Origin of the sequence: Brevibacterium sp. UCMA 11752, from assembly GCF_021532235.1 — a bacterium.
In the GTDB taxonomy this organism is placed as follows: domain Bacteria; phylum Actinomycetota; class Actinomycetes; order Actinomycetales; family Brevibacteriaceae; genus Brevibacterium; species Brevibacterium antiquum.
The window spans coordinates 3,435,176-3,460,805 of the sequence record NZ_JACBOS010000003.1 but is presented as its reverse complement, the minus strand read 5'-3'; the positions used below and the strand labels follow the sequence as shown (position 1 = coordinate 3,460,805).

Below are 25,630 nucleotides of genomic sequence, written 5' to 3'. Positions count from 1 at the left end.
ATCGGGTCCTCTCACTTCGTGACTTTGGGGCCGGAGCCGTCGAGGAAGGCGCGCATGAGGTCCTTGGCCTCGGTGCTCGATTGGGCGACGGTGGCCATGAGGGACTCCATCATGTAGCCCTCGTCGCGTCCGGATTCGACGATGCGGGGCAGCGCCTGGGTGATCGCGTAGTTCGTCACCGGGGAGTTCGAGGCGATCGAAGTGGCGAGTTCGCGTGCCTTGGCCAGTCCTTCACCGGCGCCGACGCGGTAGTTGACGAGTCCGATGGCCTCGGCTTCGACCGCGTTGAATCGGCGTCCGGTGAGCATCATGTCCTGGACGCGGCTCAGTCCGATGAGGCGGGGGACGCGGACAGAGGCGCCGCCACCGACGAAGAGTCCGCGCTTGCCTTCGGGCAGAGCGAAGTACGCGGATTCTTCGGCCACCCGCAGGTGTGCAGCAGAGGCGAGTTCGAGTCCGCCGCCGATGACTCCGCCCTGGAGGACGGCGACGACGGGGATCTGGGATTCGGTGATCCGGTTCATCGTCGTGTGCCAGCCGCGTGAGTGGTGGAGGCCGGCCACGGCGTCGCGTTCGGCCATCTCAGACAGGTCGAGGCCGGCGCAGAAGTGATCGCCGGTGGAGTTGAGGACGATCGCGGAGACCTCGGGTGGGGTGCGGAAGAACTCGCCGAGGCTGGCCACCGTCGCGTCATCGAGTGCGTTGCGTTTGGCCGGACGGTCGAGGGTGAGGATGCCGATGTTGCCCTCGGCGCTGAAGTGCAGCGTGTCGGAGATGTCGACCGTGGTCGGCTGTGCCGAGACGTCGGTGAGGTGGGAGGTGGGGAGATCGGTCATGCATTGTCCTTCGGTGCTGGTGCTGATTTGTCAGTGCTGGGGTCTGAGAGGCTGGTGGTTGCGTGGGCGCCGAGTCCGCCGGTGCTGCGCAGGGAGACCTTGTGGACTTTGCCGGAGCCGGTGCGTGGCAGGGAATCGACGAAGTCGAAGTACTTCGGCACCTTGTATTTGGCCAAGCGGGCCAGGAGGAACTCGCGCAGCTCGGAGGCGCTCGGCTGCTTCGCCTGAGATTCTGAGGTGGCGACGATGAACGCGTGTCCCACCTCGCCCCACCGGTCATCGGCTGCAGCGACGACGGCTGCCTCAGCCACGCCTGGGTGGTCGAAGAGGGCGGATTCCACCTCGGCGGGGTAGACGTTCTCGCCTCCGGAGATGAACATGTCCTTGAGCCGGTCGACGATGAAGAGGAAACCGTCGGCGTCGAGGTACCCGATGTCACCGGTGTGGAACCAGCCGCCGGGCGAGAACGCCGCATCGGTGGCGGCCTGGTTGTTCCAGTAGCCGCCGGTGACATTGGGTCCGCGGACGACGATCTCACCGTTGACTCCCGCCGAACAGGCGTTGCCGGAAGCATCGCGGACCTCTACCTCGGTGAAGGGCACGGCCCGTCCTGCCGAGCCAGCCTTGTCCAGGGCGAATGCGGCGGGCAGGAAGGTACATCCGGGGGAGGTTTCGGTGAGCCCGTACCCCTGGCAGAACATGATGTCCTTCGCCTGGTAGGCCTGGATCAGGGAGACGGGGATCGGGGCGCCACCGGAATTGACGAAGCGCAGCGATGTGAGGTCCGCGGTGTTCCACCTCGGTGATTGGAGCATGTCGGAGAACATGGTCGTCACCCCGGCCATCCAAGTCAGTCCCTCGTGTTCGACGGCGTCGAAGGCACGGTCAACGTCCCACGTGGATTCGATGAGCATGTGCGCCCCGCGCAGATAACTGGTCATCACCTGTTGGTCGAGGCCGATGACATGGAAGAGCGGAGCAGTGACCAGGGTGACGTCATCGGCGGTGAGGTCCGTGTTGAGGAGGAGGTTGAAGGAGTTCCACAGCAGGTTCGCATGTGTCAGCACCGCACCTTTGGGCCGCCCGGTCGTCCCGGAGGTGAACAGCAGGAACGCCAGTTCGTCACCGGTGACGTCGGCGGCAGGCACATCGGGGACGTTCGCCGAGGTGGCAGGGTCCTCCCAACGTACCGTTTCCTGGGCGACGTCCGCGCTGAGTCTCTCTGCGGTCTCGGACATGTCGGGGGCGACGTACAGGTGAGCCACCTCGGCGAGGGCGAGCTGATAGTCGAGCTCGGCCGGGGCCAGGCGCCAGTTGAGCGGGATGAAGATTGCCCCCAGGCGCAGGCAAGCCAGCAGAACGACGATCGTCGCTGGATGGTTGGGACCCAGGTAGGCGACCCGGTCACCTCGGCGAACACCCTGACTGTGCAGGTCAGCGGCGCAGGCCAGGGTGCGTTCGTGCATCTGAGTATAGGAGTATGCGTTGCCGGCGAAGGTGATGGCGGTCTTCTCGCCGTAGTCGGTGGCCTGGCTTTCGGAGAGCCTGGCCAGGCTGGGGTGGGCGAAGGTCACAGAGTTGGTCCTTCCATGGCTGCCGGTGGCGTGGTGTTCGTCGATGGTGTGTGAGTGACTCCTGGAGTCTCGGCGAAGTGCTGTTCGGACAGGGTCCGTGACTTCGTTTCTCCCAGGCGCCAGATGCAGAGGATGCTGATGGCGGCCACCGCCAGGAGAACGATGGACAGCGGAATGGTCGACGGTGACCCGGTCGAGCTCATGATTGCGGCGAAGAGCACGGGGGAGATGCCCGCACCGATGCCGGCGATCTGATAGCCCAAGGAAGCACCCGTGTAGCGGTGCTCGGTGTCGAAGAGCTCCGAGTAGAGTCCGGCTAGTGGGCCGTAGATCATCGGGTGGATGATGCCTTGGCCGATGACCATGCCGATGGTGATGATCAGACCATTCTTCGTCTCCAGCATGGGGAAGAGGGCGAAGCCCCAGACGGCGATGAGCACGGCTCCGGCGATGACGAGGGGCCTGCGCCCGATGGTGTCGGAGAGGCGGGACCAGCCGATGATGCCGAAGATTGCGAAGAAGGAGGAGAAGGACAGGGCGTTGAGGATCGTCTGTCGTTCGATGCCGATCTGGACGCCGTAGGCGATGGAGTAGGTGGTGAGCAGACCCTGGAACATGAAGGCAGAGAGGCCTACGCCGACGGCGAGCACAAGCGTCAGCGGCTGCTTGCGCAGGGTCGCGATGATCGGGATGCCACGCTTTGGCGTGCGCTTCTTCGCTGCGAGGAATTCGGGGGATTCGTCGACGGCGGAGCGGACGATGACGCCGATGATCAGGAGGAGCACCGAGGCGAGGAACGGCAGGCGCCAGCCCCAGGCGATGAAGGCATCCGGGCCCATGGCTGCCAGCGTGCCGGCGATGACGAGCGCGGAGACGAGCTGGCCGGTGGGCGCTCCGGCGCTGGTGAAGCTGGCCCAGAAACCGCGGTTCTTGGTGGCGTGCTCGGCGGACATGAGCATGGCGCCGCCCCATTCGCCGCCGATGGCGACACCCTGGATGACGCGGATGAGGATGAGGAGGACTGGGGCGATGAGCCCGGCCTGGTCGTAGGTGGGCAGCAGGCCGATTGCGGTCGAGGCGATGCCGATGGTGAACATGCTGAGCACGAGCATGCGTTTGCGACCCAGCTTGTCGCCGAAGTGGCCGAAGATGATGCCACCCAGGGGACGAGCCAGATAGCCGGTGGCGAATGTGGCCAAGCTGGCCAGTGTGCCGATGGCTGGGGTGAGGTTGGAGAAGAAGACGTCCTGGAAGACAAGGGCGGCGCAGACGGAGTAGACGAAGAAGTCGTAGTACTCGATGACGCTGCCCAGATACGCCGAGGCGGCTGCTCGTTTGAGCATCGGTGTCGATTTCGTTGGCGTGGAGTTCGCGGAAGCCATGTGATCCTCGCTGATTAAGTGGCTTGAATGGTTGTCGGGTGCGGTGAGGAGGAAGCCCGATCCTCACTGACCGGGCTCGCATCGATACTATGCATCATAGCGCGGTCGCGTCAACGAAATGCGATATATTGTCGTGGTTGAGTGCAGAGGAGACCGTAAAGTAGTTCCATGACGGTCCACCCTCAGTCACTCTTCTTTGCGCTCGCCGGCCTGCACATGCTCGATGACCCCAGGCCGTTGAGTGGCGCGTCGATCGTGTTCGTCATGGGCAAGCTGGGTGTGGGGGAATCAGCCGCCCGGTCCGTACTGCAGCGGATGGCGGCAAAGAAGTTCGTCGTCCGTCACAAGGAGGGCCGCAAGACCTTCTACACCCTGTCTGACCGGGGTCGTGTGATTCTGCGCGAAGGTCAAGAGAAGATGTTCGCCGGCTGGCAGCCCCAGGATTGGGATGGCCGTTGGACCTTTGTCCGAATCCAGGTGCCTGAGTCGAAGAGGACTCTGCGGCATCAGATGGCATCACGGCTGTCGTGGGCTGGGTTTGCCCAGGTTGATGGTGGGCCGTGGGTTGCTCCTGGGCAACATGATGTGGTTGCGATTCTGGGGCCGGAGCATTCCGAGATCTCACCGATCGTCGTCTATGGCATGCCGCAGCCGCCGACGACTGATGAGGTGCTTGTCAGTTCGTTCGACTTGGAGGCATTGGCTGCCGACTATGAGGGGTTCGGAGGGAAGTGGCGAGCCGTCGCCCCCGCTTCGCTGTCTCCGGCTGACGCGCTGGTCAAGCGCGTGGAGCTCCATTTCGACTGGCTGACGCTGACGCGGACGGATCCGCAGCTGCCAGTGGTTTTGCTACCTCAAAAATGGCCAGGTGCTGTGCAAGGAGATTTGTTCCGAAGGCTCAACGAAGGCTTGGATGAAGCTGAAAAATTTGTTCTGCACAAGCTGTTCTCCGGCGAGCTTTGAAGCGTCGTACATCTGAACATGGGGTGATTCATTTGTGTGACTTGAACGAAGTTGCCATGTGGGGGTGGCGAACTACGACCACCCCTGCATATGACAACTCATCCCCATCTATTTACAGTTTGAAAGAATCATTGGAAAACGAGTTGGGCGTTCCCTTCATCGCCACCAGTCCGACGATGCTGATCAGACAGAACGTAATCATAAATGCGGATACCGCGTAGATTGTTCCGGAGGCTCCGAACACTGCAGTCGCAATCAGTGGTGCGAATCCGCCGCCCAAGCATGCACCAATGGCGTAGGAAAGTGACACGCCACTTGCTCTGAACCTGGCAGGAAACAGTTCTGCAAATAGTGCCGCCTGAGGGCCGTAAGTAGCAGCAAGCCCGAATGTCAGAACAACGACCGAAAGAATCATGAGGAACTTGTTTCCGGTGCTGAAAAGAGCAAAGAAAGGTATGGCCCATACGATGAGGCCGACATAACCCCCTAAGTAGACCCGGAGGCGTCCCACGCGGTCACTGAGGCGGGAGAATATTATCATTGAGCCGAACCACGTCAAGCACCCAACTAGCAATACGTCGAGCATGAAGTTTCTGCTCATGCCGACGGTGGCTGTTCCGTAGGAAGTAAGGAAGGCAAGGAAGATATATCCGCACGCGTTATTACCGAGAAACGAAAGTACGGCGAGGAGGATTCGCTTCTTGCTGGTCTTCAGGAGCTCCCAGAGGGGAACTTGTTCAAGTGTGGAATGGTGGGCAAGAGATTTGAAGACTGGGCTCTCGTCGACTTTACTTCGAATAATGAAGCCGAGTACTACCATCAGCGCACTTAACATGAATGGAACGCGCCAACCCCATGATTCGAACTGAGATTCCGACAGGGTGAACGTGGCACCTAGTATGACAACGTTTGCGAGAAACATACCTGCAGGAGTCCCGAGCTGGACGTAGTTGCCGAACCGTCCCCGTTGTCCGTCAGGCGCATGTTCGACTGCCATCAATGCGGCGCTGCCCCATTCGCCGCCTGCACTCAAACCTTGGAGCAGTCGCAGAACAACGAGTAGCACAGGAGCCACAGCCCCTATCTGCGCATAGGTCGGCAACAATCCGATTAGCGTCGTGGCGACACCCATCATGGTCAGTGTTATGACCATGACCTTTTTACGGCCAATCCGATCGCCGAGGTGACCAGCAAGAATTCCTCCGAGCGGCCGTGCTATGAATCCGATCGCGAACGTAGCGAACGCTGCCATAGTTCCTGCGAGTGGGGAGGCTTCCGGGAAGAATAATCTACCGATAACCAGCGCAGATGCAATGGAATAGACGTGATAGTCGTACCATTCCACGCTAGTCCCAACTGCACTTGCAAGTGCGACCCTCTTCTTTTGCTTTGGGTCGATGGGAATCGTGGCGCTTGTCGATTCAGTGGTCATCAGTCTTCCTATTCGTCAGTGGAAAGGTCAATTGGTCGGCGTCGGGGCGAGGAAAGGTCAGGTTCCCCTGGTTATCCGTTCCTGTTCCCAGAATGTAATGGCTTCGGTGTGGTCCACGTTGCCCAATGTGGAAAGGGCATTCGTCATAGTGCCGGCTACCGCAGTGCAAACCGGGGCTGGATCATCGACAGCAGCAGCAAGATTCTTGGCAATGCCAACATCTTTCGAATAGAGCGCGAGCGAGAATCCAGAGCCGTACTCCCGATCAACGACATGGGGTCCGAGAACATTTTCAGTGACCCAGCTGCGGCCTGTGGAGGAATTGAGAACATTAAGTATCGTGTGTTGGTCCAAACCGAATCGATCTCCAATTACCAGTGCTTCGCAGGCAGCCGTAGTTGCCGCAGCAGCGACGAAATTGTTGAGAGCCTTCATCGCGTGTCCTGAGCCGAGATCGCCGGTGCGGAAGATAACACTGCTCATTGATTCCACAATTGGAAGAGCTTTGGCTATCGCCTCAGCGTTGTCACAGCCGAGCATGATCGAGAGCTCACCGGTCGTTGCTTTGGAGACTCCGCCCGATACAGGTGCATCGATGAGAGCTATTCCGTGGCCCTTCAGTATTTTTCCAAGTTCTTTAGTCTGCGTGGGATCGGACGAGGACATATCGACGATTACGGCATCAGGCGCCAAATGGTGGACTACTCCATCTCCCCAATCGAACAGAGCTTGGGAGACAATTGTGCTGGTCGGGAGCATCGTGACAACTATCTCGACCTCGGCGAAATCGCTTGGTGAGGATGCGGCCACAGCGCCAGATGCATAAGCGATCTTACTTGCAAGGTTCTGGTCTGTGTCTCGGACAATGAGGTCGAATCCAGAGTGAGCGACGTTAGCCGCCATTGGCGCTCCCATATTGCCCAGCCCTATAAATCCCACTTTCGTTGACTCACTCATCGTTGGGCTCCGTCGTGGACTCTGAAAGGACTTCCTCGAACGCGCGGAGCCCGTCAATGGCTGCGGGCAACCCGCAGTACAGGAACGAATGAATCATCACTTCGCGAATTTGGTCCGTGGTAATCCCGTTTGCAATCGCTCCGCGGAGATGAATGCGAATCTCGTGCGGGCGCCCCAGCGCGACCAGCATCGCAAGGGTGACGAAACTGCGTGTGCGAAGATCCAAACCTTCGCGTTGCCATATGTCGCCAAAACAGTAGCGAGTGACGACATCTTGGATCTTGTCGTTGAAATCAGTTGTCGTTTCAACCTGCTCTTCGGCACCCGCTGGCCCGAACATTGAGCGCCGCAGGTCAAGTCCCTTTTCATACAGCTCGTCATGGATCATGTGATGACATCCTTTCAATTGGAATTGTGGTTCTGGGTCTCAATCTAGTGACCTGCTGCTCTAGTCTTCTTGTCCATTGCCGCATATGTCTTGTAGCAAGGCGCACGTAACTCACGTTGTAACCGACATGAGCCAGTTACTTGTACTTTTGCGTTGACCTGGCTTGTCTTTGTCCTACACTCGAGAACACACACTGCTCTGAGCCGGAGTGGATGTCAGATCGCAGATTCCTATGGTTCAACGTAGAAGCGAGGTGGAACTTGATGCCGGTCTTGACGAGTAGCGCACCTACTTCTCCAGTGGAGGTCGACTCTTTTGAAGCATGGCGGGAAAGGATGTCGAATCGGTTTGTCCGGCTTCATGTGAGCACGACTCGCCCCGATGACTTTCACGGGCGAATTCAGGGCCGCCGTTTTGATGATGTCAACCTCTCTCGAATCTCAGCATCGGTGCATCAAGTTGATCGGTTGCCTAAAGACATCAGGTCGGATGAAAACCGGTATTACAAACTGAGCTTGATACTCTCGGGGTCGGGGTTGATTGTTCAAAATGGTCAGCAGGCGACTTTGGGGTCAGGCGATATGGCGCTATACGACACGGGACAGCCATACAGTGCGACCTTTGCTGACCACACGGATTCAATCGTGATGGTCTTTCCGCGAGAAGCAATGAGCGTTCCGCGAGATGATGTCGACAATCTTTTGGCTCATGCTCTTCGGCCTTCCCAGCCAGGTTTAATACGTGTGGCTTCGAGCTTTCTGGAGCAAGTCGGAACTGCTCTCGGAACAGTTTCGGGACATACCGGAATACTTCTGGCGCATAACGCGCTCGACGTAATGAACACTGTGTTATATGCGGAGCTTGGTCTCGACTCAATTGCGTCACCGCGCGCATCAGCAGTCGCGGCAATTAAGGACTATATTGAACACCAACTTGCTGATCCGAGTCTGAGCCCCAGTACGGTTGCCGCTGCTCACTTCATGTCGACGCGACGTTTGCAATATCTGTTTGAAGAGGCGGGAACCACCGTGTCCAGTTGGATTCGTCAACGAAGGTTAGAACATGCGCGGCGGGATCTGCTTGATCCGTCGCTTGCCGATCTTTCGTTGATTCAAATATCAAGTCGCTGGGGTTTGGCAGACGCTCCACATTTCAGTCGCTCGTTCAAATCCGCGTTTGGCGAAGCTCCTAGTGAATACCGACGGACGGCGGAGCAGAACGGTGACCGGGAGCGGAGCTCCTGAGATTGTTGACAGACTGGATTACGTGGGTCATTCCTGTGGAAGTCGAAATCTGACCATGAGTTTGAGTGTTCGATGCAGGATCATTTCCATTTTCGAGAGATGGCAAATTTGATCAGATTCTTCGCCCGCCTGGTCAATGCCGCGCCCGAAGGCCAAATCACCTCAACCCCGACCGGTTCAACCGCTGGCTCAATCTCCTTCACCACCAGCGGATACCCCTCATAACTCGAAATATTGTTCAGCCGCTGAACCAGCACTCCGTAGCCAAGGCCACGCCCGACGAGTGTCCGAACCACTTCATAGCTGGTCGTTCGGTGACGGATCTTCGGTTGCAGGCCGCGGTCGGTGAACATTGACAGCGTGTGCTGGCTTGATGGGGGAGAGTCGAGGAGGATCATGTCGCGTTCAACCAGGTCTTCCAGCCGAACGGTCTCCCGTGAGGCGAACAGGTCATCCGCCGCCAGAACGACGTGTGCCGGCTGAGAGAAGAGCTGCGCATGGTTCGGAGCACCAGGGACGAGCGTCTCGTAGACGAAGGCAACGTCGATCTCGCCTGACTCCAGTTTGCCCGCCATGAGATCCTGCGTCGTTTCTACGATCTCTAAACTCACGCGTGGATGCCGTTCCCCGAACTCGGCGAGTAGCACCGGCAGGATCATCGGCGCCAGTGTGGGGTAGCAGCCGATGGTGATCGGCCCCGCAAGCTCGCCATCACTGGTTTTGAGGTCGCGTTCCAGCTCGTTCGCCTCATTGATGAGACTTGCTGCTCGCGCTGCCACCTGCTTTCCGGCTGTGGTGAGCACCAAACCGTGTGCCTTCTTACGGATACACAACTGTGCACCCATCTCATGCTCGAGGGCAGTGATCGAATCAGAGATCGCAGACGACGAAACGTGCAGTTCGGACGCCGCGGCAGAGATCGTGCCCAGCCGTGCCGCCGTAATGAGATACGAGAGCTGGCGCAGTGAGAAGTTCGGGACCTGGTCAATGTACATATTTGCTTTTCCGGACTAGTTGTTAGATTTATTCCGCTTTTCCTTTTATAGCATCAGTCCCAGACTGGACAGTGAACGCGGTCACACCGACTGCATCCAACAAGTGCTTGACGAACTCAACGATGAGGGAGACGACGATGACTTCTGGGCTCCGCACGAACACGGACCAAGCGATCACTTCGGCCCCGGTAGCCGACTGGGTGAGGATTCCGGATCTCTACGAGGATCCGTTCCCGATCTACGAACGGCTCCGCGCCGAAGGCGGTGTCCACTGGGTGCCCGCGGTCAACCGCTTCCTCATCACCAGCTACGAGGCCGTCAGCGCCACCGAACACGACCAGAAGATCTTCTCCGCAGACGAAGAGGGTTCCCTGCAGATCCGAGCCATGGGCCACTCCATGCTCCGCCGCGACGACCCCGAACACTACGTACAGCGCCGCGCCTGGCAGACCGTCCTCAAGCCCGGATACGTTAAGCGTGTCTGGACCACGATGTACCGCGAAGTCGCCGAAGACCTGCTGGCCGAACTCATCGACAAAGGCCCCGGTGCCGACCTGATCTGGGATTTCTCCGCGCCGTACGCCGCGGAGACTCTGCGGCGCATGCTCGGCCTTTACAACGCCGACCAATCGGACCTCCAGCGCTGGTCCCAGACACTCATCGACGCCACCGGCAACTACGCAGATGACCCCGACGTCTGGGCCAAAGGCGAGAAGTCCTTCAACGAAGTCGACACGGCCCTCGACGAGATGCTCGAATACCACCTCACCCACCGCGACGACTCGCTCATCTCCGGATTGCTGTCTATGTCAGGCGACATCATGCCGATCGAGAAGATCCGCGCGAACATCAAGATGACCATCGGCGGTGGACTCAACGAACCCCGCGACGCCCTCGGCGTGGCAGCCCTGGCCATGTTCGACCACCCCGAGCAGCGCAGCGCCGCCATCGCCAACCCCGCGCTGTGGCCGACCGTGTTCGAAGAGACCATCCGCTGGATCGCCCCCATCGGTATGTACTCCCGCCAGACCACCCAGGACACCGTGCTTGCCGGCACGCGCCTGCCCGCCGGTGCGAAGCTGGGCATCTGCGTGCTCTCGGCCAACCGTGACGAAGCCATCTGGGACCGGGCTGATCAGTTCGACATCCACCGCGAGGCCAAACCACACCTGGCCTTCAGCAAGGGTGTCCACGTGTGCCTGGGCAACTGGGCGGCACGAGCCGAGATCGCCGAGGTGGCCCTGCCCCTCCTCTTCAACAGCCTCGACGGTCTCGCCATCGACGAGACCCAGGAAACCTGTGTGGGCGGCTGGGTCTTCCGCGGAATGCTCAACCTCCCCGTCACTTGGTCCCAAGCCAGTGCCGGGCCCAACTACGGGGTCACGGCCAGCGGGGGAGCCACCTCGGCGGGGGATTCCGCTTCCGCCGAGGGGAAGGGACCGAAGGTTGCGGTCATCGGTGCCGGGCCGGCCGGTTGCTTCAGCGCGAAGGAGATCCTGCGTCAGGTGCCCGGATCCACCGCTGACGTCTACGACCGACTTCCTGTGCCCTACGGGCTGCTGCGCTACGGTGTCGCCGCCGACCACCAGGGCACCAAATCCGTGTCCACACAGTTCGACCGCCTCTTCACCGATCCCCGGGCGACGTTCATCGGCAACACCGACCTCGGTACCGACGTGACCATGGACGAGCTCAAAGCCAACTACGACGCCGTAGTCCTCGCCAGCGGTCTCACCCACGACCGTCCCCTCGGCATACCCGGCACCGAACTCAAACACGTCTACCGAGCTGGCACCATTACCCGCCTGCTCAACGGCCACCCTGATGAGGCGGAGACGGATTCCTCCGAAGCCGAGTCGATGGTGCTCGGATCGCGGGTAGCCATCGTCGGCCAGGGCAATGTCGCCGTCGACATCCTGCGTTTGCTGACCTGTCAGTCGGCGACATTGGAGGGCAGCGACATCGATGACCTCATTCACGGATCTCTGCACAGCGACATCGCTCGCATCGATGTCATCGGCCGCTCCGAACCGCGTGCTGCGAAGTTCGACCCTGTCATGATCCGCGAGCTCGCTCGCGTGCCGGGGCTGACCCATGTGCTCCACGGGGTCGATCTCGACGCGGTTCCCGTCGGCAAGGATGCCAAGCTCGATGCCTTGCGTGATCTGCTCGACTCGGAGAGTCGGGTGGGTGGTGACTCGGAGCAGGGGTATGCCTCGGCGAAGGAAATTGATCTGCACTGGTGGTTCGCGAGCACCCCGGACCACATCACCGGGTCATCTGTCGGCGAGTCTTCGCCGTCGGATTCGGCTGATGCTGTCGCCGGAATCGACTTCATCCATGCTGGTGAGGCGGTCCACCTCGATGTGGACTCGGTCATCACCGCCATCGGCTTCGTTCGCGACTCGATGGCGGTCGCGAAGCAGGGCATCTGCCCGGCCTCGCCCATCCCCACCGACGGGAAGATCAACGACGGACTCTTCGCCATCGGCTGGCTCAAGGGCAACGGACGCGGCACCATCCCCGACCAGCGCACCGACGCTCGCGCTTTGGCTGCGACGATTGCCGCCGAGGTGACCGCCGGGTCGATCTCGACCAGTGCGGCAGGCATCGAACCGAATGAGAACGCCACCGACTTCAATGGCTGGCGCCGGATCGATCTCAAGGAGCGCCTCGGCGCTGGTGTCGGTCGATGCCGCTCGAAGCTCAGGACTCGTGCGGAACTGCTTGAGGCTGCACGGGACGACAGTCTCGACGAGCAGCTCACGGTCGCTTCCGCGAGTGCTGCGAAGGACCTGGCACCGGACGTGCCGGTGTCCATCCTCTTCGGTACGGAATCAGGCAACGCAGAACTCGTCGCAGAGGAACTCGGCACGTTCCTGGGGGAGCGGTCAGATCTGGAGATCTCCGACCTGGCAACGGTATCTCCAGGGGACCTGGACCCGAAGCGGTTCTACCTGCTTGTGAGCTCGACGTATGGAGACGGTGACGTCCCGAGCTCGGCCACACGGTTCTATGACGAGTTGAAAGGGTTGGACGTCGATCTCGCAGGAGTGCGCTTCGCTGTGTTCGGGATGGGCGATGCAAGCTACACGAAGACATACTCGCGTGGAAGCGAGCTTCTCACCGAAGCACTCGAGGCGCGCGGCGCAACCAGAGTAGGCGAGTACGGTCGCCACGATGCCGGGGGACCCGTGCCCGCAGCGGAGGCCGCCAGCGAATGGGCTCAAGGAGTCCTGACGAACTTGACCACGGAACTCGTGCGGGCCTGAGCCGGGCTACTGTGTTGCATCACCACTGATTGACGGCCAATGACTCATCACCGAAGCCCAGATGGAGTATCCGAGGGCTCCGGCGACTCTATCGAATGGACTCGCGACGGCTTCGCTGCGGTTGCAACTGGTCGTCCATTGGCGTAGAAGCCCGACTGTGCCGTCCCTGTTGGGTAACAGGGTGTCGGGCAGTCAACTGCTGGTCATGCTGATGCTGGAGGCATCACAGCTCCTGCCGTCGCGGGCGCGCTCTCGTGATTATTTGTCAAGACTACATGGGGCGACAACTCAAATAGTAAGACTGAGAGTAAAAAATATTGTACTCAATTTGAATTGGTTGTACTGTCTGTGAGGTGAGTAACGATTCAGACCCTGACGCATCGATCGGAGACCGCCTTCGGCGCCGTAGGAAGGCCCTCCACCTAACACTCGAACAGGTTGCCAAGGCAGCAGGAATCACCACTGGCTATTTGTCCCAGCTCGAACGCGGGCGGTCGTCTGGGAGCGTCAGCACATTGCAGAAGATCTGTGGAGTTCTGAAACTCACTGTGGGTGACCTCTTCGAGTCCAATTCAGACACCTCGCGCCCGGTCTTACGTTTCGCTGACGCAGGTAGTCGTACGTTTGGCCAAGGTGCGTCAAAGTTCAAGCTCACACCCGCTCATTTCGACCATTTAGAAGTGCTTTTAGGTGTCTTCGAGCCGGGCGGAAACACTGGCAGTGCGGCCTATACTCACGGTGCCTCTGAAGAGCTCCTTCTCGTTCTGGACGGCAATGTGGAAGTTGAGGTCGATGGCGAGGAGCATCGACTCGGCCCGCTGGACTCCATGACATACAACAGCAGTCAACCTCACAAAGTTTCAGAAAGTACGGGCACCTCTCCAGCCACCGTCACGTGGACGATGGCGCCACCTACATACTGATGAACTCGTGAGTGCGACCTTGCATTCTAACGAAATCTGAACTCAAAGAGGAGCAATCTTGGCAACTACCCTGGACGATCGCGTTCCAAATAGGAAGAACGAGATTCGTGGTGTCGGTGGAATGGCGTTTACTGAACTGTGGGAACGATTCTCATTCTATGGTCTGCAGAGCATTCTCGCCTTCTACCTTCTCTATGAACTGTCGGAAGGAGGGCTAGCGCTTCCGGCTGCCGCGGCGGCCGGTATCACCGGCGCCTACGGTGGCGCTGTCTATCTTGCTCAACTGTTGGGAGCGTGGACGGGCGAACGGCTGGTCAGCCCTCGTTCAATGGTTCTCGGCGGCGGCATCGTCATTGCGCTTGGACATATCACCTTGGCCATCGCCCCTGGATTCCTAGGGCTGAGCATTGGTCTCGTCATGATCATTTTTGGGACCGGTGCTCTGAAGACCAACATCACATCAATTGTGGGCTTCATTCTTGACGGCGAACCTGCGGCAAAAAAGGACGCAGGGTTTTCCTACTTCTATATGGCCATCAACTCCGGGGCGGTTCTCGGCCCATTGACCACCGGATTCGCACAGAATCAATGGGGATTCCACTTCGGTTTCGGACTCGCTGCAGTCGGCATGATCATCGCTCTGATCCAGTATGTCTATTCGTCAAAGTTCTTGCCTACTCGAGCGAGCGAAGTCACTCGGCCACTTCCTGCCAGCTCTAAACGCAGAGTCGCTGTAATTGCCCTCGGCGCAGTCATCGTCGTTACCGCAGCTTCAGCCTTTGGCCTGCTCAAAGCAGAGAAGCTGTCGACGATTGTCACAATAGCTTGCCTGATTGCAGCGGCCGCATACTTCACCACGATTCTGAGATCAACCAAGGTCAACGCTTGCGAGCGTCAAAGGATCAGGTCCTACATCCCGTTGTTTCTGGCCTCGAGCCTGTACTTCGGACTTCTCTTCGCGAAGTTCACGGCTATCTCGCTGCTGGTCAATGACCGAGTTGACCTGACTGTTGGAAGCTGGACTTTCCCCGTCGGCTGGATCACCATGATCTCGTCGGCTTCTGGGGTGGCCATGTTGCCTGTGGCAGCAGCGATTTGGAAGCGGATGGGACCACGACAGCCCAAAGCCGGAACGAAGTTTGCCATAGGACTCGTGCACATCGGTTTGGGATTCGCATACATTCTGTTGATCTCGATGGCCTTCCACGGGAGCTCTATTCCGTTCGTATACATCGTTGTCTTCATGTTCGTCATGGGCAGTTCGGAGATCTTCGTCGGCCCAATTGGGCTTTCGCTGGCCACCCAGATTGCGCCGAAGGCATTCACCGCTCAAATGGTGGCAATCAACTTTCTCACCCTGGCCCTGGGCTCTTCCATCTCAGGTTTGTTGGGGCAATACTTCACAGTTGTTTCGAACGACATATATTTCCTCACCATCGCGCTCGGCGCTGTCATCGCAGGGCTAGTGCTATTCGGAGTACGCAAGCCTGTCCACCACGGACTCTATTCAGGGATTTAGGGGTGATGAAATTGACCGGTCAGAAAATTGCGGTCGTTGGAACGGGCACGATCGGAGCTCAGGTCCTCTGGCAGTTGGCCAAGAAGAATGTAGACGTCACTGGCTACGAACTCTATAGCCCAGGACACTCACGTGGCGCAGCCGGTGGCGAGACTCGACTGTTTCGTCATCTGGAACCCGAGTATGTTGAGTACCTTCCAGTCACCAGCAGAGCTGACGAAATTTGGAATGAGTTGGAGATGGAGTCCGGCTCACGACTGCGCAACCTTAACGGCGCGTTGATGATCGGCTCCGAATCGTCGCCGTCAACTGCCAACGCATTGGGTGCAGCAGACCGTCTCGGCTCTGGAGCTGAGGTCTTCACTCGAAGCGATTCGCAGAAACGCTTCCCGCAGTATTCACTGAATGACGATGAGATTGCGATTCTGGATAAGGCTGCGGGTACGATCTATCCCGAACGTACCGTGAGAGCAGCGGCAGACGCCGCAGCGAAACGGGGAGCGCGAATCGTGCGAGAGTGCCGAGTCGACGACATTCAGCAAGAGAGCGACAGAGTCTCAATTTCGACCGGCGACGAGACAGAGCTTTACGATCGCGTCATCGTTGCCGCCGGAGCTTGGACTTCAATATTGCTTCCCGACATGGCACAGTTCCTTGCTACTCGGCGGCTGTTGTCAGGATGGTTCCTACCCGCCGCTGGCAAGGGAATCGATGGAATGCTGCCATTTATGCGCCTTGATCCAAACTATTCGTATGGCCTGCCGACTGCGGATGGGCTCGCAATGAAGTTGGGTGTCGGGTTCCCACACCATTTGCCTGTCGCCACCCCAGACACAGCTCCGATGCGAATCACTGATGCCGATCTCGAACCGGTGAGAGCAGTCGCCAAGGACCTATTTCCGGACTTGGACGACTACCCGATGCGGGCGCAAGCCTATTTTGAAGCTTATACTCACTCCCGGCGAGAATATATGAACTTTCATCCGACTATGTCGAATGTATTCGTGTGTGCGGGATTCTCAGGCAAAGGGTTCAAGAACTCACCGTTCTTCGGTGAACTGGCAGCCGACACGATTCTGGGGCGCAAGCCGTCAATCCCCGAGGCACAGTTCATTCTCGATTTCGACCATGTTGCCCAACTCCCTGTGTGACTACGTCGGGCTGTGTGACTACGGCAGGAAACGCCGACTCAGGTTCATAACTTCTGACGATCAGCTGTACCCGACGAGGTGTGCGAACACGACTGAGACGATCGCGATCTTAAGGGAGATGCGCGGAGGGACGTTGTGATAGGAGAAACGGTTCGACGCAGTTCTGGGGTCAAAGCGCTCCTCCTTGTCGTCTTAAGGCAGTGGGGCCCTGCCGTCGGGCACATCGTCAACTGAGGGTAGTAGGGTGCGTGGATTGCTACGCTGACTACATGATCTTCGGGGGAGTTGATCTGGCTGCAGAGGCCAGACGGACAGGTATCGCTGAAGTCAGCGATGACGGAGAGCTTGCCGTGAAGAACGTTCACGTTGGCGCAGATGATGAACAGCTCGCCGACCTCGTCCTTGCATCCGTGAAGACTGGTCTGGATGTCCCCTTGGGATGGCCAGATTCCTTTGTCCGTCATGTAGTTGAGCACGCTGCTGGCGAGATGTTGCCTCCAATATCTACCGACTTAACCTGGCGGCGGGCAATGGCCATGAGGACGACTGACCTGGTGGTGCGTGACCGCACAGGAATCGTGCCGCTGAGCGTATCCGCCGATAAGATCGCCTATCCCGCGCTTCGTTGGGCTGGAGTCGAAGCGCGGTTGAGAGTCCAAGGCACCGATGTTGCTCGAGACGGCTCGGGAAGAATATGCGAGGTGTATCCGGCGGCCACACTGAAGTGTTGGTTGCTGCCGAGCCGCGGATACAAAGGAAAGCAGAATAAGGCTCTGCGAGTTGATCTCATCACTCAACTGACACGGGTGTTTCCCTCGCTCAATTGGAACGGTCACCAGGAAATCTGTGCGAGTGACGACAATGCTTTCGACGCGGTGCTCGCGGCGCTCATGGCCTATCTCGTTCATCAAGATCTCGCCGTTCCACCACCACCCGAAGCGAGTGACGTCGTCTTGCGTGAAGGATGGATCTGGCTACCGGAGACTGATCCGTTCTTGGGCTGATGGCTGACGACGAACCGGAGCAGATCCGCGACTACTGCACAGTCCTGATCTCGGAGCTGCGCTCAACGACCATGTGGGCTGCGTCAAGTGCCTGCCCCAGGAATCCCGTCCCGAACAGCTTCACATGGGCAAGGAGTGCGAAGAAGTTGTGCACTGGAAGGTCGTCTCGCCAACCCTCGGCCATCGGATGGACCGCCTCGTAGCCGGCGAAGATCTCCTCAAGGTGGGGTGTGCCGAAGAGCGCCAGCAATGCGAGGTCCTCGAGCCGATGACCACCGTGGGCGGCAGGATCGATGAGGGTGCAGCCCTCGGGCGTCCACATGAGGTTCCCAGACCAGAGATCGCCATGGACTCGAGCAGGCTTCTCCTGCCCGGTCCCGGATATTCCGTCGAAGACACCAGTGGAGATCGCTTCGATCGCCGAGGTGATTGTTGCCTGGTGATTCTGCGACAAACTCGCGCTGATGTCTGCGGCAATCGGATTCAGTCGGCACTCCACCCAGAATTCGGTGAACGTGGCACACGAGACGACCTCCACTTCGAAAGGGGAGTCGAGCGGGCCGAACCACGCGGGTTCCGCTGGCGCCCAACCGAAACCTGGCGCACCGGAGTCGTGCAGCAGCGCGAGCTGGCGACCGAAGCTGAACGCCGAGCGGGCATCTGGTGCGGACGCTTGGAGACGGTCCAGGCGCAGACCGTTCTTATCCTGATCGACAACACCGACCACGGGAACGACGTCAGGTTCGGCCAGCCATTTCAGGCCGGCAGCCTCGGCGGCGAAGAAGCCCCGCGGGGCACCGGCCCGTTCCTTGACGAAAGTATCCATGGCTCCAGGGTAGCGGTGCGTGTTCTGGCTGACAGGCTGTTTGAATAGCCACCGCTCAGCTGTACCCGATGAGGTGGGCAAACACGACGGCAACGATGGCGATGGTGATCTGAACAGCGATCAGCGGCAGCATCCAGCGAACCCATCTGATCCAGGGAACTTTGGCCAGCGCCAAAGCAGCCATGAAGAAGCCGCTGGTGGGGAAACAGAGATTGCCGATGCCGTCGGCGAGTTGGAATGCCAGGACCGCGGTCTGCTGAGTCACACCGACCATTTCTGCCAAGGGCGAGAGAATCGGCATCGTCAGTGCCGCCTGGCCGCTGCCGGAGGGAACGATGAAGCTGACCAGGCCCTGGAAGAAGAACATGCCGACGGCTGACAGCCACGGCGGCAGGTGACTGATGGCCGCGGCGAGGTTGACCAGAATGGTGTCCAGGATCTGACCGTCTTGGAAGATCACGAGGATTCCGTAGGCGACCCCGATGACGAGTGCACCGGTGACGAGGTCTCTGGCGCCGTCGATGAAGGACTCGGCGGTTCCATTCATTCCGAGACCACCGACAACGCCCATGACGATTCCCATGAGAAGGAAGAGCCCTGCGATCTCCGTGAGGTACCAGCCCAAGGTGGAGACACAGATGGCGAGTGTCACCAGCGTGGCGATGAGGACAACGAAGACCAGCTTGTGGCGCAGAGTGAACGTCAGGGTCTCCGAGTCGCCATTCTGCCTGATCTCATCGGCGAGGGAGTCCTGACCGTAGAGCATGCCCTTTGTCGGATCCTTCTTCATCCGCTGTGCGTAACGCATGACGAAGATGATCGCGACACCGAGGAGGAGGACCCAGAGGACGAGTCGCAGCCACATGCCGGAGAACAGAGGGAGTCCAGCGATTCCCTGGGCTACGCCGACGGTGAAGGGGTTCATGAAGGCGGCCATGAAACCTGAACCGGTGCCAAGGAGCACGACCGCTGCGCCGACCATCGAGTCGTAGCCGAGGGCGACTGCTATCGGCACGAGGATCGTGATGTAGGGGATGGTCTCCTCGGCTAGCCCGAGCATGGCGCCGGTCAGTGAGAAGAACGTCATGAGGACAGGGATGAAGAGGATCTCCTTGCCCTGCAGCTTGCTCGTCATAGCAGCCACCGCAGAGTCGATGGCACCTGTTGCCCTCAGCACCCCGAAGGATGCACCGACGATGAAGACATAGAAGATGATGTCGGCGGCGCCGATCATCCCGTTGAACACCGCGGTCAGGACGTCCCAGAATGATGCCGGTGTCGGATCGACTGCATGGAATGTTCCATCGATGATGACGTCGCGGCCATCGACCGTTTGACGATCGAAGACGCCGGCAGGCACGAAATGAGTGAGAATAGCGGCGATCGCGGTGACGGCCATAAGAATGACGAAGACGTGCGGCATCTCGCGTTTTCGTCGAGGTGGGGCAACGGTTTCACGAACATCGGTGTCCTGTGATGACATTTCGGAATCAGCCATGATTCTCCTGCTTCATTGCATAGGCACGACAAGTATATTTCCGTTGAATCACCCTACCCTGGGTGCAATTCGGTGAGGCCGCATTCAGCATCGGACCAGTACTGCTGGTTTGAACGAGACCAGATGTACTCTGATGGGGTATCTCGTACGGCAAAGGAGCAATGAGTGGACGCACGGTTCCAGTCCGCGCTTTCGACTGTGAGCTTCACCCATGTGCGTGCACTCAGAGCAGTCGTCGAACACGGGTCACTGAGCTCAGCGGCGAAAGATCTCGGGTACACCACCTCGGCGATCTCACAGCAGATATCTGCACTTGAGCGAAGCCTGGGCGTCTCTCTCTTCGAACGTGGACCACGAAGCGTCCGGGTCACAGCCGCCGGAGAACGGATGTACGAGCTGAGCGCGGATCTGCTGGAGAGCATCGCTGGGATCGCAGACATTATGCGCGGATATGCAAGCGCAGAACAGGGCATGCTCCGACTCACTGCTGCGGGAAGCGGTGCCGCGCAGCTGCTTCCCCGCGCAGTCGCCGGCATTACCTCGAAACATCCGGCAGCCGAGATCTCCTTGGTCACCCCGGGAACCTCCGACAGCGTTGTCGAGTCGATCAAGGCCGGATTTGCCGATATCGGAATCATCTACGAGTACTCACCGACGTCCAAACAGGTCCTTGAAGGATTGACCAGTACTCCTCTCCTGCACGAAGAGATGGTGGTCATCGGCCGCGATCAAGGTCCTTCCGGTGAACGCAGCTCGATCAGAGACTTCGCAGAGGAGAATTGGGTCTGCGGGAGCAAGGGGAGTACCCAGGACCAGATTCTGCAGCACCTCGGCGAACGTGAGGGTTTCGTACCGAGGATTGCCCACCGCAGCGACGACCCTGACGTCATTCGAGGATTGGTCAACCAGGGCCTGGGAATCGCATTGGTCCCTGTCCTGTCGCTCGGCATCGACCGCAGCATCCATCTGTATCGACTGACGGATCGACCGGTGCACCGTCGAGTCCAGATCCTCTATCGCGCAACGGATCACAACCCGCTCATCGCCTCGGCCATTCACGCTTTCGTGAAGGCTGCTGGCGACTATCTCACCTGGACTCTGACCGCATTCGGAGTGACCTTCGACGCTCCCATGCTCACCTTGGACACCGAGCTTCAGGGAAACTGAACCTGTCCTTCAGTAACCGTGAACCTGAAAATCCACTCGATGTGCGGCGGCATGCGCTTGAATGAGTATCCATACATACTCGTGACACAGCAGTCGCGAACGGGGGAGAGGGCCGAGTATGGACGACTACATCGTCTGCCGATGCGAAGACGTCTCTTTCGACGACATCCGGCACTGTGTCGACGATTCTGACACTATCGATATTCATGAGGCGAAACTCCGACTGAGAGTCGGAATGGGCACCTGCCAGGGCCGTGTGTGCGGGCCGCTGCTCGAAAGGTGCTTTGCAGGTCACGCGATCGGTACGCTCGAGCGCAACTCAGTGCTCAGGCCCGTGCTCCTCGCCGACATCGCCTCCGAAATGTCTGCGGGCAAAGAATGAGTCGTATCGAGAACCACCCTGTCCTGGGCCCCGATAGTTCCGAAGAGGTCGGGATCACCGTCGACGGCCGAGAGATGTCCGCAAAGGCGGGGGACTCCATCGCTGTCGCGCTGTGGGTCGATGGGCAGAAGGTGCTGCGACGCAGTAAGACGGGGCAGCCGCGCGGAATGTACTGCGGGATCGGCCATTGCTTCGAATGCCGCCTCCTCGTGACCGGCGAAGACGGTACGAAAGTCAGCGTTCGTTCGTGCCTCACACCTGTGCAGCAGGACATGCGCATCACCACGGAGTCCGGAGAATGAGAACCGTTGACGTGGTTGTCATCGGTGCGGGACCTGCGGGCCTGTCGGCAGCCTCCAGCATCGCCGAGGCCGGGCCCACCCAGGTGCTCGTCGTCGATGAAGGACCGATCCCGGGCGGACGACTGCGATCCCAGCTCTATCGTCGCGGAAGCGACTGGTATATCGGTGCCGAACGCGCCGCATCCCTGACACAGCGGGCACGCCGAGCCGGCGTCATCATCGAATCCGGTCGGCAGGTCTGGTCACTCGACCCGGGGTTCGTCCTCGGGCTCAGCGGCGGTGAGTCGATCAGCGCCGACTACATCGTCATCGCCACGGGTGCGGCAGAGAAGACGCTTGGGCTGCCGGGGTGGACGATTCCGGGTGTCCTTGCCGTCGGTGCCGTTCAGACGATGCTCAATGTCAATCGTGTTCTGCCGGGGGAGCGACTCGCTGTCGTCGGAATCGACCCGCTGTCCCTGTCAATCGTCGATGAGCTCGCCGCCGCTGACATCGATGTTGCCGGTGTATTCCTCCCGCCCCCGCCAGGCAAGTTCAGTGCGCCGGAGCAGCCGAGCGCCGTGTTCACACGACTCGGCGGTCTGCATCGCCTTGCCCCGAACCGGTTGCTTGGCCTGGCTATGAAGGCATTGACGATCCCCGGTATGGCCGAGGTTGTTGCACGAATCTGGCCCAGCACTGGTATCCGCATGGCCGGAATGCCGCTGCATCTGCGTGAATGTGTCGTGGGTATCGACGGTGACGACGATGTGCGATCCATCCGCACGAAGCGAGTGAACACGAACGGTGAGCCTGTCGGCAGGGAACGTGTGGTTCCCGTGGACGCCGTCTGCCTCAGCGGCGGTCTGTATCCCCTGCAGGATCTCACTCGTGACTGTCTGCTCGTCGACGTACCGGAACTCGGCGGGCAAGTCCCCCTCCATGGGCCCAACCTGGAGACAGGCACCGCTGGCATGTTCGTCGCCGGCAACATCACGGGAATCGAATCCGCCGAGGTGGCTCGCGCCCAGGGTGAACTCGTTGGGACCGTCATCGCCGAGAAAATTGCGGGCCACGAAGACCAGTCGGAAGCTGTGATCACTGCACGTGCTGACGTCGAAGAGGCCCGTGCCTCTGCACCGCTGACGTTCATGCCCGAGATCCATGCAGGTCGGCGTCGAATGCACGAACTCTGGTGCGATTACCTCAGTCAGGATGTGCGCGCATGAACGATCCCGCTGCCGACGTCGTGATCATCGGCGCCGGAGTCATCGGCACATCGGCGGCCTGGCGACTGGCCCAGTCAGGTCTGCGGGTTGTCGTCATCGATTCCGGAGCCCCGGGAGCTGGCGCCTCCGGATCCTGCGACAAAGCGATCTACCTCCAGTCGAAGCGGCCCGGGCTGCCGATGCGCATGGCACTGGAATCACGTGCGATGTATTCGACCCTGTCCGAGGAACTCGACGCCGACATCGAGTTCGCGCCTGATGGGGGAATGGTGGTGATCGAAACCGAATCCCAACTGGACTTCATGAAACGGTTCATCGTCGAACAGAAGAAGGCCGGGATACGGGTTGAACTTCTCGACGGTGACCGTGCCAGAGATCAGCAGCCGGCTCTTGCCGAGCATGTTCTGGGGGCCAGTTACAGTCCCGACGACGCCGAGGTGAATCCGCTTGCTCTCAATGCTGCGCTCGCCGACGCAGCTGTTCGCGCCGGTGCTCGCATACATCGGCATCGAGAGTTCCTCGGGGCCATAGCCAAGTGTGGACGAATCGAAGGTGTGAGGACTTCGACCGGTGTGATTCTGACGCGGATGGTCATCAACGCTGCGGGACCATTCGCCGCCCAGGTCGGGGAGCGCGCTGGCATCAGCACGCCGATCATCCCGCGGCGGGGGACCATCCTCATCTCCGACTCACAGCCGCGGATGGTCCGAGGCAATCTGCTGTGCGCTCAGTACGTCGCAGCCAAGCACTTAGCAGATATGCCCGGTGCCGAAGAGCCGCCGCCATACGGCATCGGGCTCTCACTGGGCCAGACCGCATCGGGGACCCTGCTGGTGGGTGGAAGCCGCGAATTCGCCGGATTCGACAAGCGTCCGCCCCGCGACGTATTGACCGCGATAGCTTCCCACGCGGCACGGATCGTTCCGGCTCTGAAGAACGTGCGCATCATCCGCGCGATGACCGGTTTCCGCCCCTACACCGGTGACGGTCTTCCGATCATCGAACGTCATGACGAACTCGACGGGTGGATCACTGCCGCCGGCCACGAAGGCGACGGCATCGCCTTGACTCCGATCACCGGTGTCCTCGTGAAAGACCTTGTGACGGGGGAGAGCACAGCAGGAGACTACCTTCCGCACCTAGGCAGAGCACGGTCGACATTGAACCCACGAAAGCAGGCATCATGATCGTCGTCATCGGATCCTTGGTGGTGCTCTTCGCCATCGCGCTGATCAAGAAGATTCCCTATATCGGCGGCAATATCCAAGTCGCGCTGCTCGGTGGTGGTCTCGCTGCTGCTCTGTTGTCCGGAATGGCGCCGCTGAAATACATCCAGGCGACTATCGACGGGATCGACACACTCGCCTGGGTCATCGCGTTGAGCATCTTCGGCAGCATCTACGCCGAGACCCAGGTGAGAATCGGTGCGATGGACACGACGATGTCGTTTCTGCGTATCCTCTTCGGCAAATCACCTCGGGGACTCATCGCCGCGACGTTCGTGACACTGACGCTTGCCGGCTCCCTCCTCGGCGATGCCATTGCCGCAGCCACTGTCATCGGCTTCCTTGTAATCCATTCTCTGGCGGAGATGAAGATCAAACCTGTGCAGATCGGCATGATCATCCTTCTCGGTGCTTCCCTCGGCTCGATCATGCCTCCTATCAGCCAAGCCGTGTATCTGGCAGCTTCGCTGGTCAATACCGACCCTGACCCCGTGACCCTCTGGTCGTATCTCACAGTGACGATCGGAGTGATCCTGGCGATACTCGAATCCTTCCGATTCGTACGTCGGCCCCGGATCCCAGGAACTGATTCCTCTGCAGAATTCGACCTGGGCGGCAACTTCACAACGGCGGCTGCAGTCCACGAAGCTCAAGAGACACGCTTCAGTCAGCTGCGCACGTTGGGCCGGGAACGATGGGCCAGCATGATCCCACTGGCCGTCCTGGTCATCATAGTTCTACTCAAGACCGGACTCGGATATGACATCTTTGCGGAGATCCCTGGGATCAAACAGTTGACGGCGTGGATGAACACCGTACCGATTCTTGCCGGTCTGGCATTTCCTGTCGTCATGGCGATCATCGTGGCCACAGTCGTTTCCTTCTTCTTCAAGAAGGTGCGTCGAGAACCCATGGCAACGGTGAGCAAAGGTCTGAAGAATGTCAGGCAGACTGTCGCTATTCAGCTGTGCGCAGCCTTTCTCATCGGTTGTTTCTACGAGAGCGGTGCGGTCGATACAGTCTCTGCCATGGCCGAGCACGTTGCCGGCTCCGGAGTCGCGGTCATCAGCACCATTGCCTTGATGATCCTAGGTATGCTCATCGGCTCGCAGACGGCGGCGCAGACCGTCGTGGTGCCATTCGCCTCACCGATACTGGAGAATGCCGGCGTCGACCCGACGAACATCGCAGTGGGAATGAGCCACATCGCTGCTTCCGCTCAGAATCTGCCGCCAGTCGGTCTCACCGCATTCGTCGTGTGTGGTTTGGTGGGCGCGACTTTGAAGACCAAGGTTGATCCGGTGAAGGTCATGGTCCTGGCTCTGCCGAACTCGATGTATTTCATCATCCTCGGGTTGCTCTTCCTCCTCCTCGGGTGAGA

At 59.5% G+C, this 25,630-nt stretch carries 22 protein-coding genes; 13 read left to right on the top strand and 9 right to left on the bottom strand.

From position 1 onward, the window contains the following. Positions 1-11: 11 nt before the first annotated feature. From HU144_RS15485 to HU144_RS15475, 3 genes are read right to left on the bottom strand one after another with little or no spacing between them, the layout of a single operon-like run. Positions 12-836 carry a crotonase/enoyl-CoA hydratase family protein gene (locus HU144_RS15485; protein WP_235352076.1) on the bottom strand — a complete coding sequence of 275 codons (825 nt, stop codon included), beginning with the start codon at positions 834-836 and terminating at the stop codon, positions 12-14. Continuing rightward, the gene (locus tag HU144_RS15480) at positions 833-2,410 is read right to left on the bottom strand and encodes an acyl-CoA synthetase (protein ID WP_235352075.1); all 1,578 of its coding nucleotides are present in this window, start codon (positions 2,408-2,410) and stop codon (positions 833-835) included. Before HU144_RS15480 ends, HU144_RS15485 begins: the two co-directional genes overlap by 4 nt. Continuing rightward, entirely contained in the window at positions 2,407-3,792 is a 1,386-nt protein-coding gene (locus HU144_RS15475; RefSeq protein ID WP_235352074.1) for an MFS transporter, read from the bottom strand. The genes HU144_RS15480 and HU144_RS15475 overlap by 4 nt, the downstream gene beginning before the upstream one ends. Before the next feature lie 168 nt (positions 3,793-3,960). Here HU144_RS15475 and HU144_RS15470 point away from each other — a divergent pair, with 168 nt between their 5' ends. Beyond that, positions 3,961-4,755 carry a PaaX family transcriptional regulator gene (locus HU144_RS15470; RefSeq protein WP_235352073.1) on the top strand — a complete coding sequence of 265 codons (795 nt, stop codon included), beginning with the start codon at positions 3,961-3,963 and terminating at the stop codon, positions 4,753-4,755. Between the two features lie 112 nt (positions 4,756-4,867). Here the strand turns inward: HU144_RS15470 and HU144_RS15465 are convergent, their stop codons facing one another. Genes HU144_RS15465 through HU144_RS15455 form a run of 3 tightly spaced genes read right to left on the bottom strand, consistent with a single transcriptional unit; the run spans position 4,868 to position 7,532 of the window. Continuing rightward, positions 4,868-6,187 (bottom strand): MFS transporter, encoded by a 1,320-nt coding sequence (locus HU144_RS15465; RefSeq protein WP_204234026.1) that lies wholly within the window; start codon positions 6,185-6,187, stop codon positions 4,868-4,870. Between the two features lie 57 nt (positions 6,188-6,244). Beyond that, the gene (locus HU144_RS15460; RefSeq protein ID WP_235352072.1) at positions 6,245-7,144 is read right to left on the bottom strand and encodes an NAD(P)-dependent oxidoreductase; all 900 of its coding nucleotides are present in this window, start codon (positions 7,142-7,144) and stop codon (positions 6,245-6,247) included. Next, positions 7,137-7,532, bottom strand: coding sequence for a carboxymuconolactone decarboxylase family protein (locus HU144_RS15455; RefSeq protein ID WP_235352071.1), 396 nt, complete (start codon positions 7,530-7,532; stop codon positions 7,137-7,139). The genes HU144_RS15460 and HU144_RS15455 overlap by 8 nt, the downstream gene beginning before the upstream one ends. 299 nt (positions 7,533-7,831) lie before the next feature. Between HU144_RS15455 and HU144_RS15450 the strand changes: the two genes are divergently transcribed. Then, positions 7,832-8,776, top strand: coding sequence for a helix-turn-helix domain-containing protein (locus tag HU144_RS15450; RefSeq protein ID WP_204234024.1), 945 nt, complete (start codon positions 7,832-7,834; stop codon positions 8,774-8,776). 80 nt (positions 8,777-8,856) lie between these two features. Here HU144_RS15450 and HU144_RS15445 read toward each other — a convergent pair whose 3' ends face one another. Then, the gene (locus HU144_RS15445; RefSeq protein WP_204234023.1) at positions 8,857-9,771 is read right to left on the bottom strand and encodes a LysR substrate-binding domain-containing protein; all 915 of its coding nucleotides are present in this window, start codon (positions 9,769-9,771) and stop codon (positions 8,857-8,859) included. A 137-nt stretch (positions 9,772-9,908) separates the two neighbouring features. Here HU144_RS15445 and HU144_RS15440 point away from each other — a divergent pair, with 137 nt between their 5' ends. The 5 genes from HU144_RS15440 to HU144_RS15425 all read left to right on the top strand — a co-directional run bounded on the left by HU144_RS15440 (position 9,909) and on the right by HU144_RS15425 (position 17,640). After that, entirely contained in the window at positions 9,909-13,043 is a 3,135-nt protein-coding gene (locus HU144_RS15440; RefSeq protein WP_235352070.1) for a cytochrome P450, read from the top strand. A gap of 353 nt (positions 13,044-13,396) precedes the next feature. After that, positions 13,397-13,966, top strand: a complete 570-nt coding sequence (locus HU144_RS19575) for a helix-turn-helix domain-containing protein (RefSeq protein WP_204234021.1) — start codon at positions 13,397-13,399, stop codon at positions 13,964-13,966. 58 nt (positions 13,967-14,024) lie between these two features. Beyond that, the gene (locus HU144_RS15435; RefSeq protein WP_235352069.1) at positions 14,025-15,485 is read left to right on the top strand and encodes a peptide MFS transporter; all 1,461 of its coding nucleotides are present in this window, start codon (positions 14,025-14,027) and stop codon (positions 15,483-15,485) included. Positions 15,486-15,490: 5 nt separating this feature from the next. Beyond that, positions 15,491-16,636, top strand: coding sequence for an FAD-dependent oxidoreductase (locus HU144_RS15430; protein ID WP_235352068.1), 1,146 nt, complete (start codon positions 15,491-15,493; stop codon positions 16,634-16,636). A gap of 269 nt (positions 16,637-16,905) precedes the next feature. Further along, positions 16,906-17,640 carry a DUF429 domain-containing protein gene (locus HU144_RS15425; protein WP_235352067.1) on the top strand — a complete coding sequence of 245 codons (735 nt, stop codon included), beginning with the start codon at positions 16,906-16,908 and terminating at the stop codon, positions 17,638-17,640. Positions 17,641-17,671: 31 nt separating this feature from the next. Here the strand turns inward: HU144_RS15425 and HU144_RS15420 are convergent, their stop codons facing one another. Together HU144_RS15420 and HU144_RS15415 are read right to left on the bottom strand one after the other, a co-directional pair. Beyond that, complete coding sequence (locus tag HU144_RS15420) at positions 17,672-18,466, bottom strand: fructosamine kinase family protein (RefSeq protein ID WP_235352066.1); 795 nt, start codon at positions 18,464-18,466, stop codon at positions 17,672-17,674. Positions 18,467-18,521: 55 nt separating this feature from the next. Beyond that, positions 18,522-19,964, bottom strand: a complete 1,443-nt coding sequence (locus HU144_RS15415; RefSeq protein ID WP_235352065.1) for a YfcC family protein — start codon at positions 19,962-19,964, stop codon at positions 18,522-18,524. Between the two features lie 165 nt (positions 19,965-20,129). On the opposite strand from HU144_RS15415, the gene HU144_RS15410 reads away from it, so the two are divergent. The 6 genes from HU144_RS15410 (at position 20,130) to HU144_RS15390 (ending at position 25,628) form a co-directional block, all read left to right on the top strand. Beyond that, on the top strand, positions 20,130-21,131 hold the full coding sequence (locus HU144_RS15410; protein ID WP_235352064.1) for a LysR family transcriptional regulator: 1,002 nt from the start codon (positions 20,130-20,132) through the stop codon (positions 21,129-21,131). 118 nt (positions 21,132-21,249) lie between these two features. Continuing rightward, on the top strand, positions 21,250-21,513 hold the full coding sequence (locus tag HU144_RS19570; RefSeq protein ID WP_442862662.1) for a (2Fe-2S)-binding protein: 264 nt from the start codon (positions 21,250-21,252) through the stop codon (positions 21,511-21,513). Further along, on the top strand, positions 21,510-21,815 hold the full coding sequence (locus tag HU144_RS15405) for a (2Fe-2S)-binding protein (RefSeq protein WP_235352063.1): 306 nt from the start codon (positions 21,510-21,512) through the stop codon (positions 21,813-21,815). The genes HU144_RS19570 and HU144_RS15405 overlap by 4 nt, the downstream gene beginning before the upstream one ends. Then, positions 21,812-23,023, top strand: a complete 1,212-nt coding sequence (locus tag HU144_RS15400) for an NAD(P)/FAD-dependent oxidoreductase (protein WP_235352062.1) — start codon at positions 21,812-21,814, stop codon at positions 23,021-23,023. The genes HU144_RS15405 and HU144_RS15400 overlap by 4 nt, the downstream gene beginning before the upstream one ends. Next, positions 23,020-24,210: an NAD(P)/FAD-dependent oxidoreductase gene (locus HU144_RS15395; RefSeq protein WP_235352061.1), complete on the top strand. Its 1,191-nt coding sequence runs from the start codon at positions 23,020-23,022 to the stop codon at positions 24,208-24,210. Before HU144_RS15400 ends, HU144_RS15395 begins: the two co-directional genes overlap by 4 nt. Then, positions 24,207-25,628 (top strand): TRAP transporter large permease subunit, encoded by a 1,422-nt coding sequence (locus HU144_RS15390; protein ID WP_235352060.1) that lies wholly within the window; start codon positions 24,207-24,209, stop codon positions 25,626-25,628. Before HU144_RS15395 ends, HU144_RS15390 begins: the two co-directional genes overlap by 4 nt. The last annotated feature ends 2 nt before the right edge of the window (positions 25,629-25,630 follow it).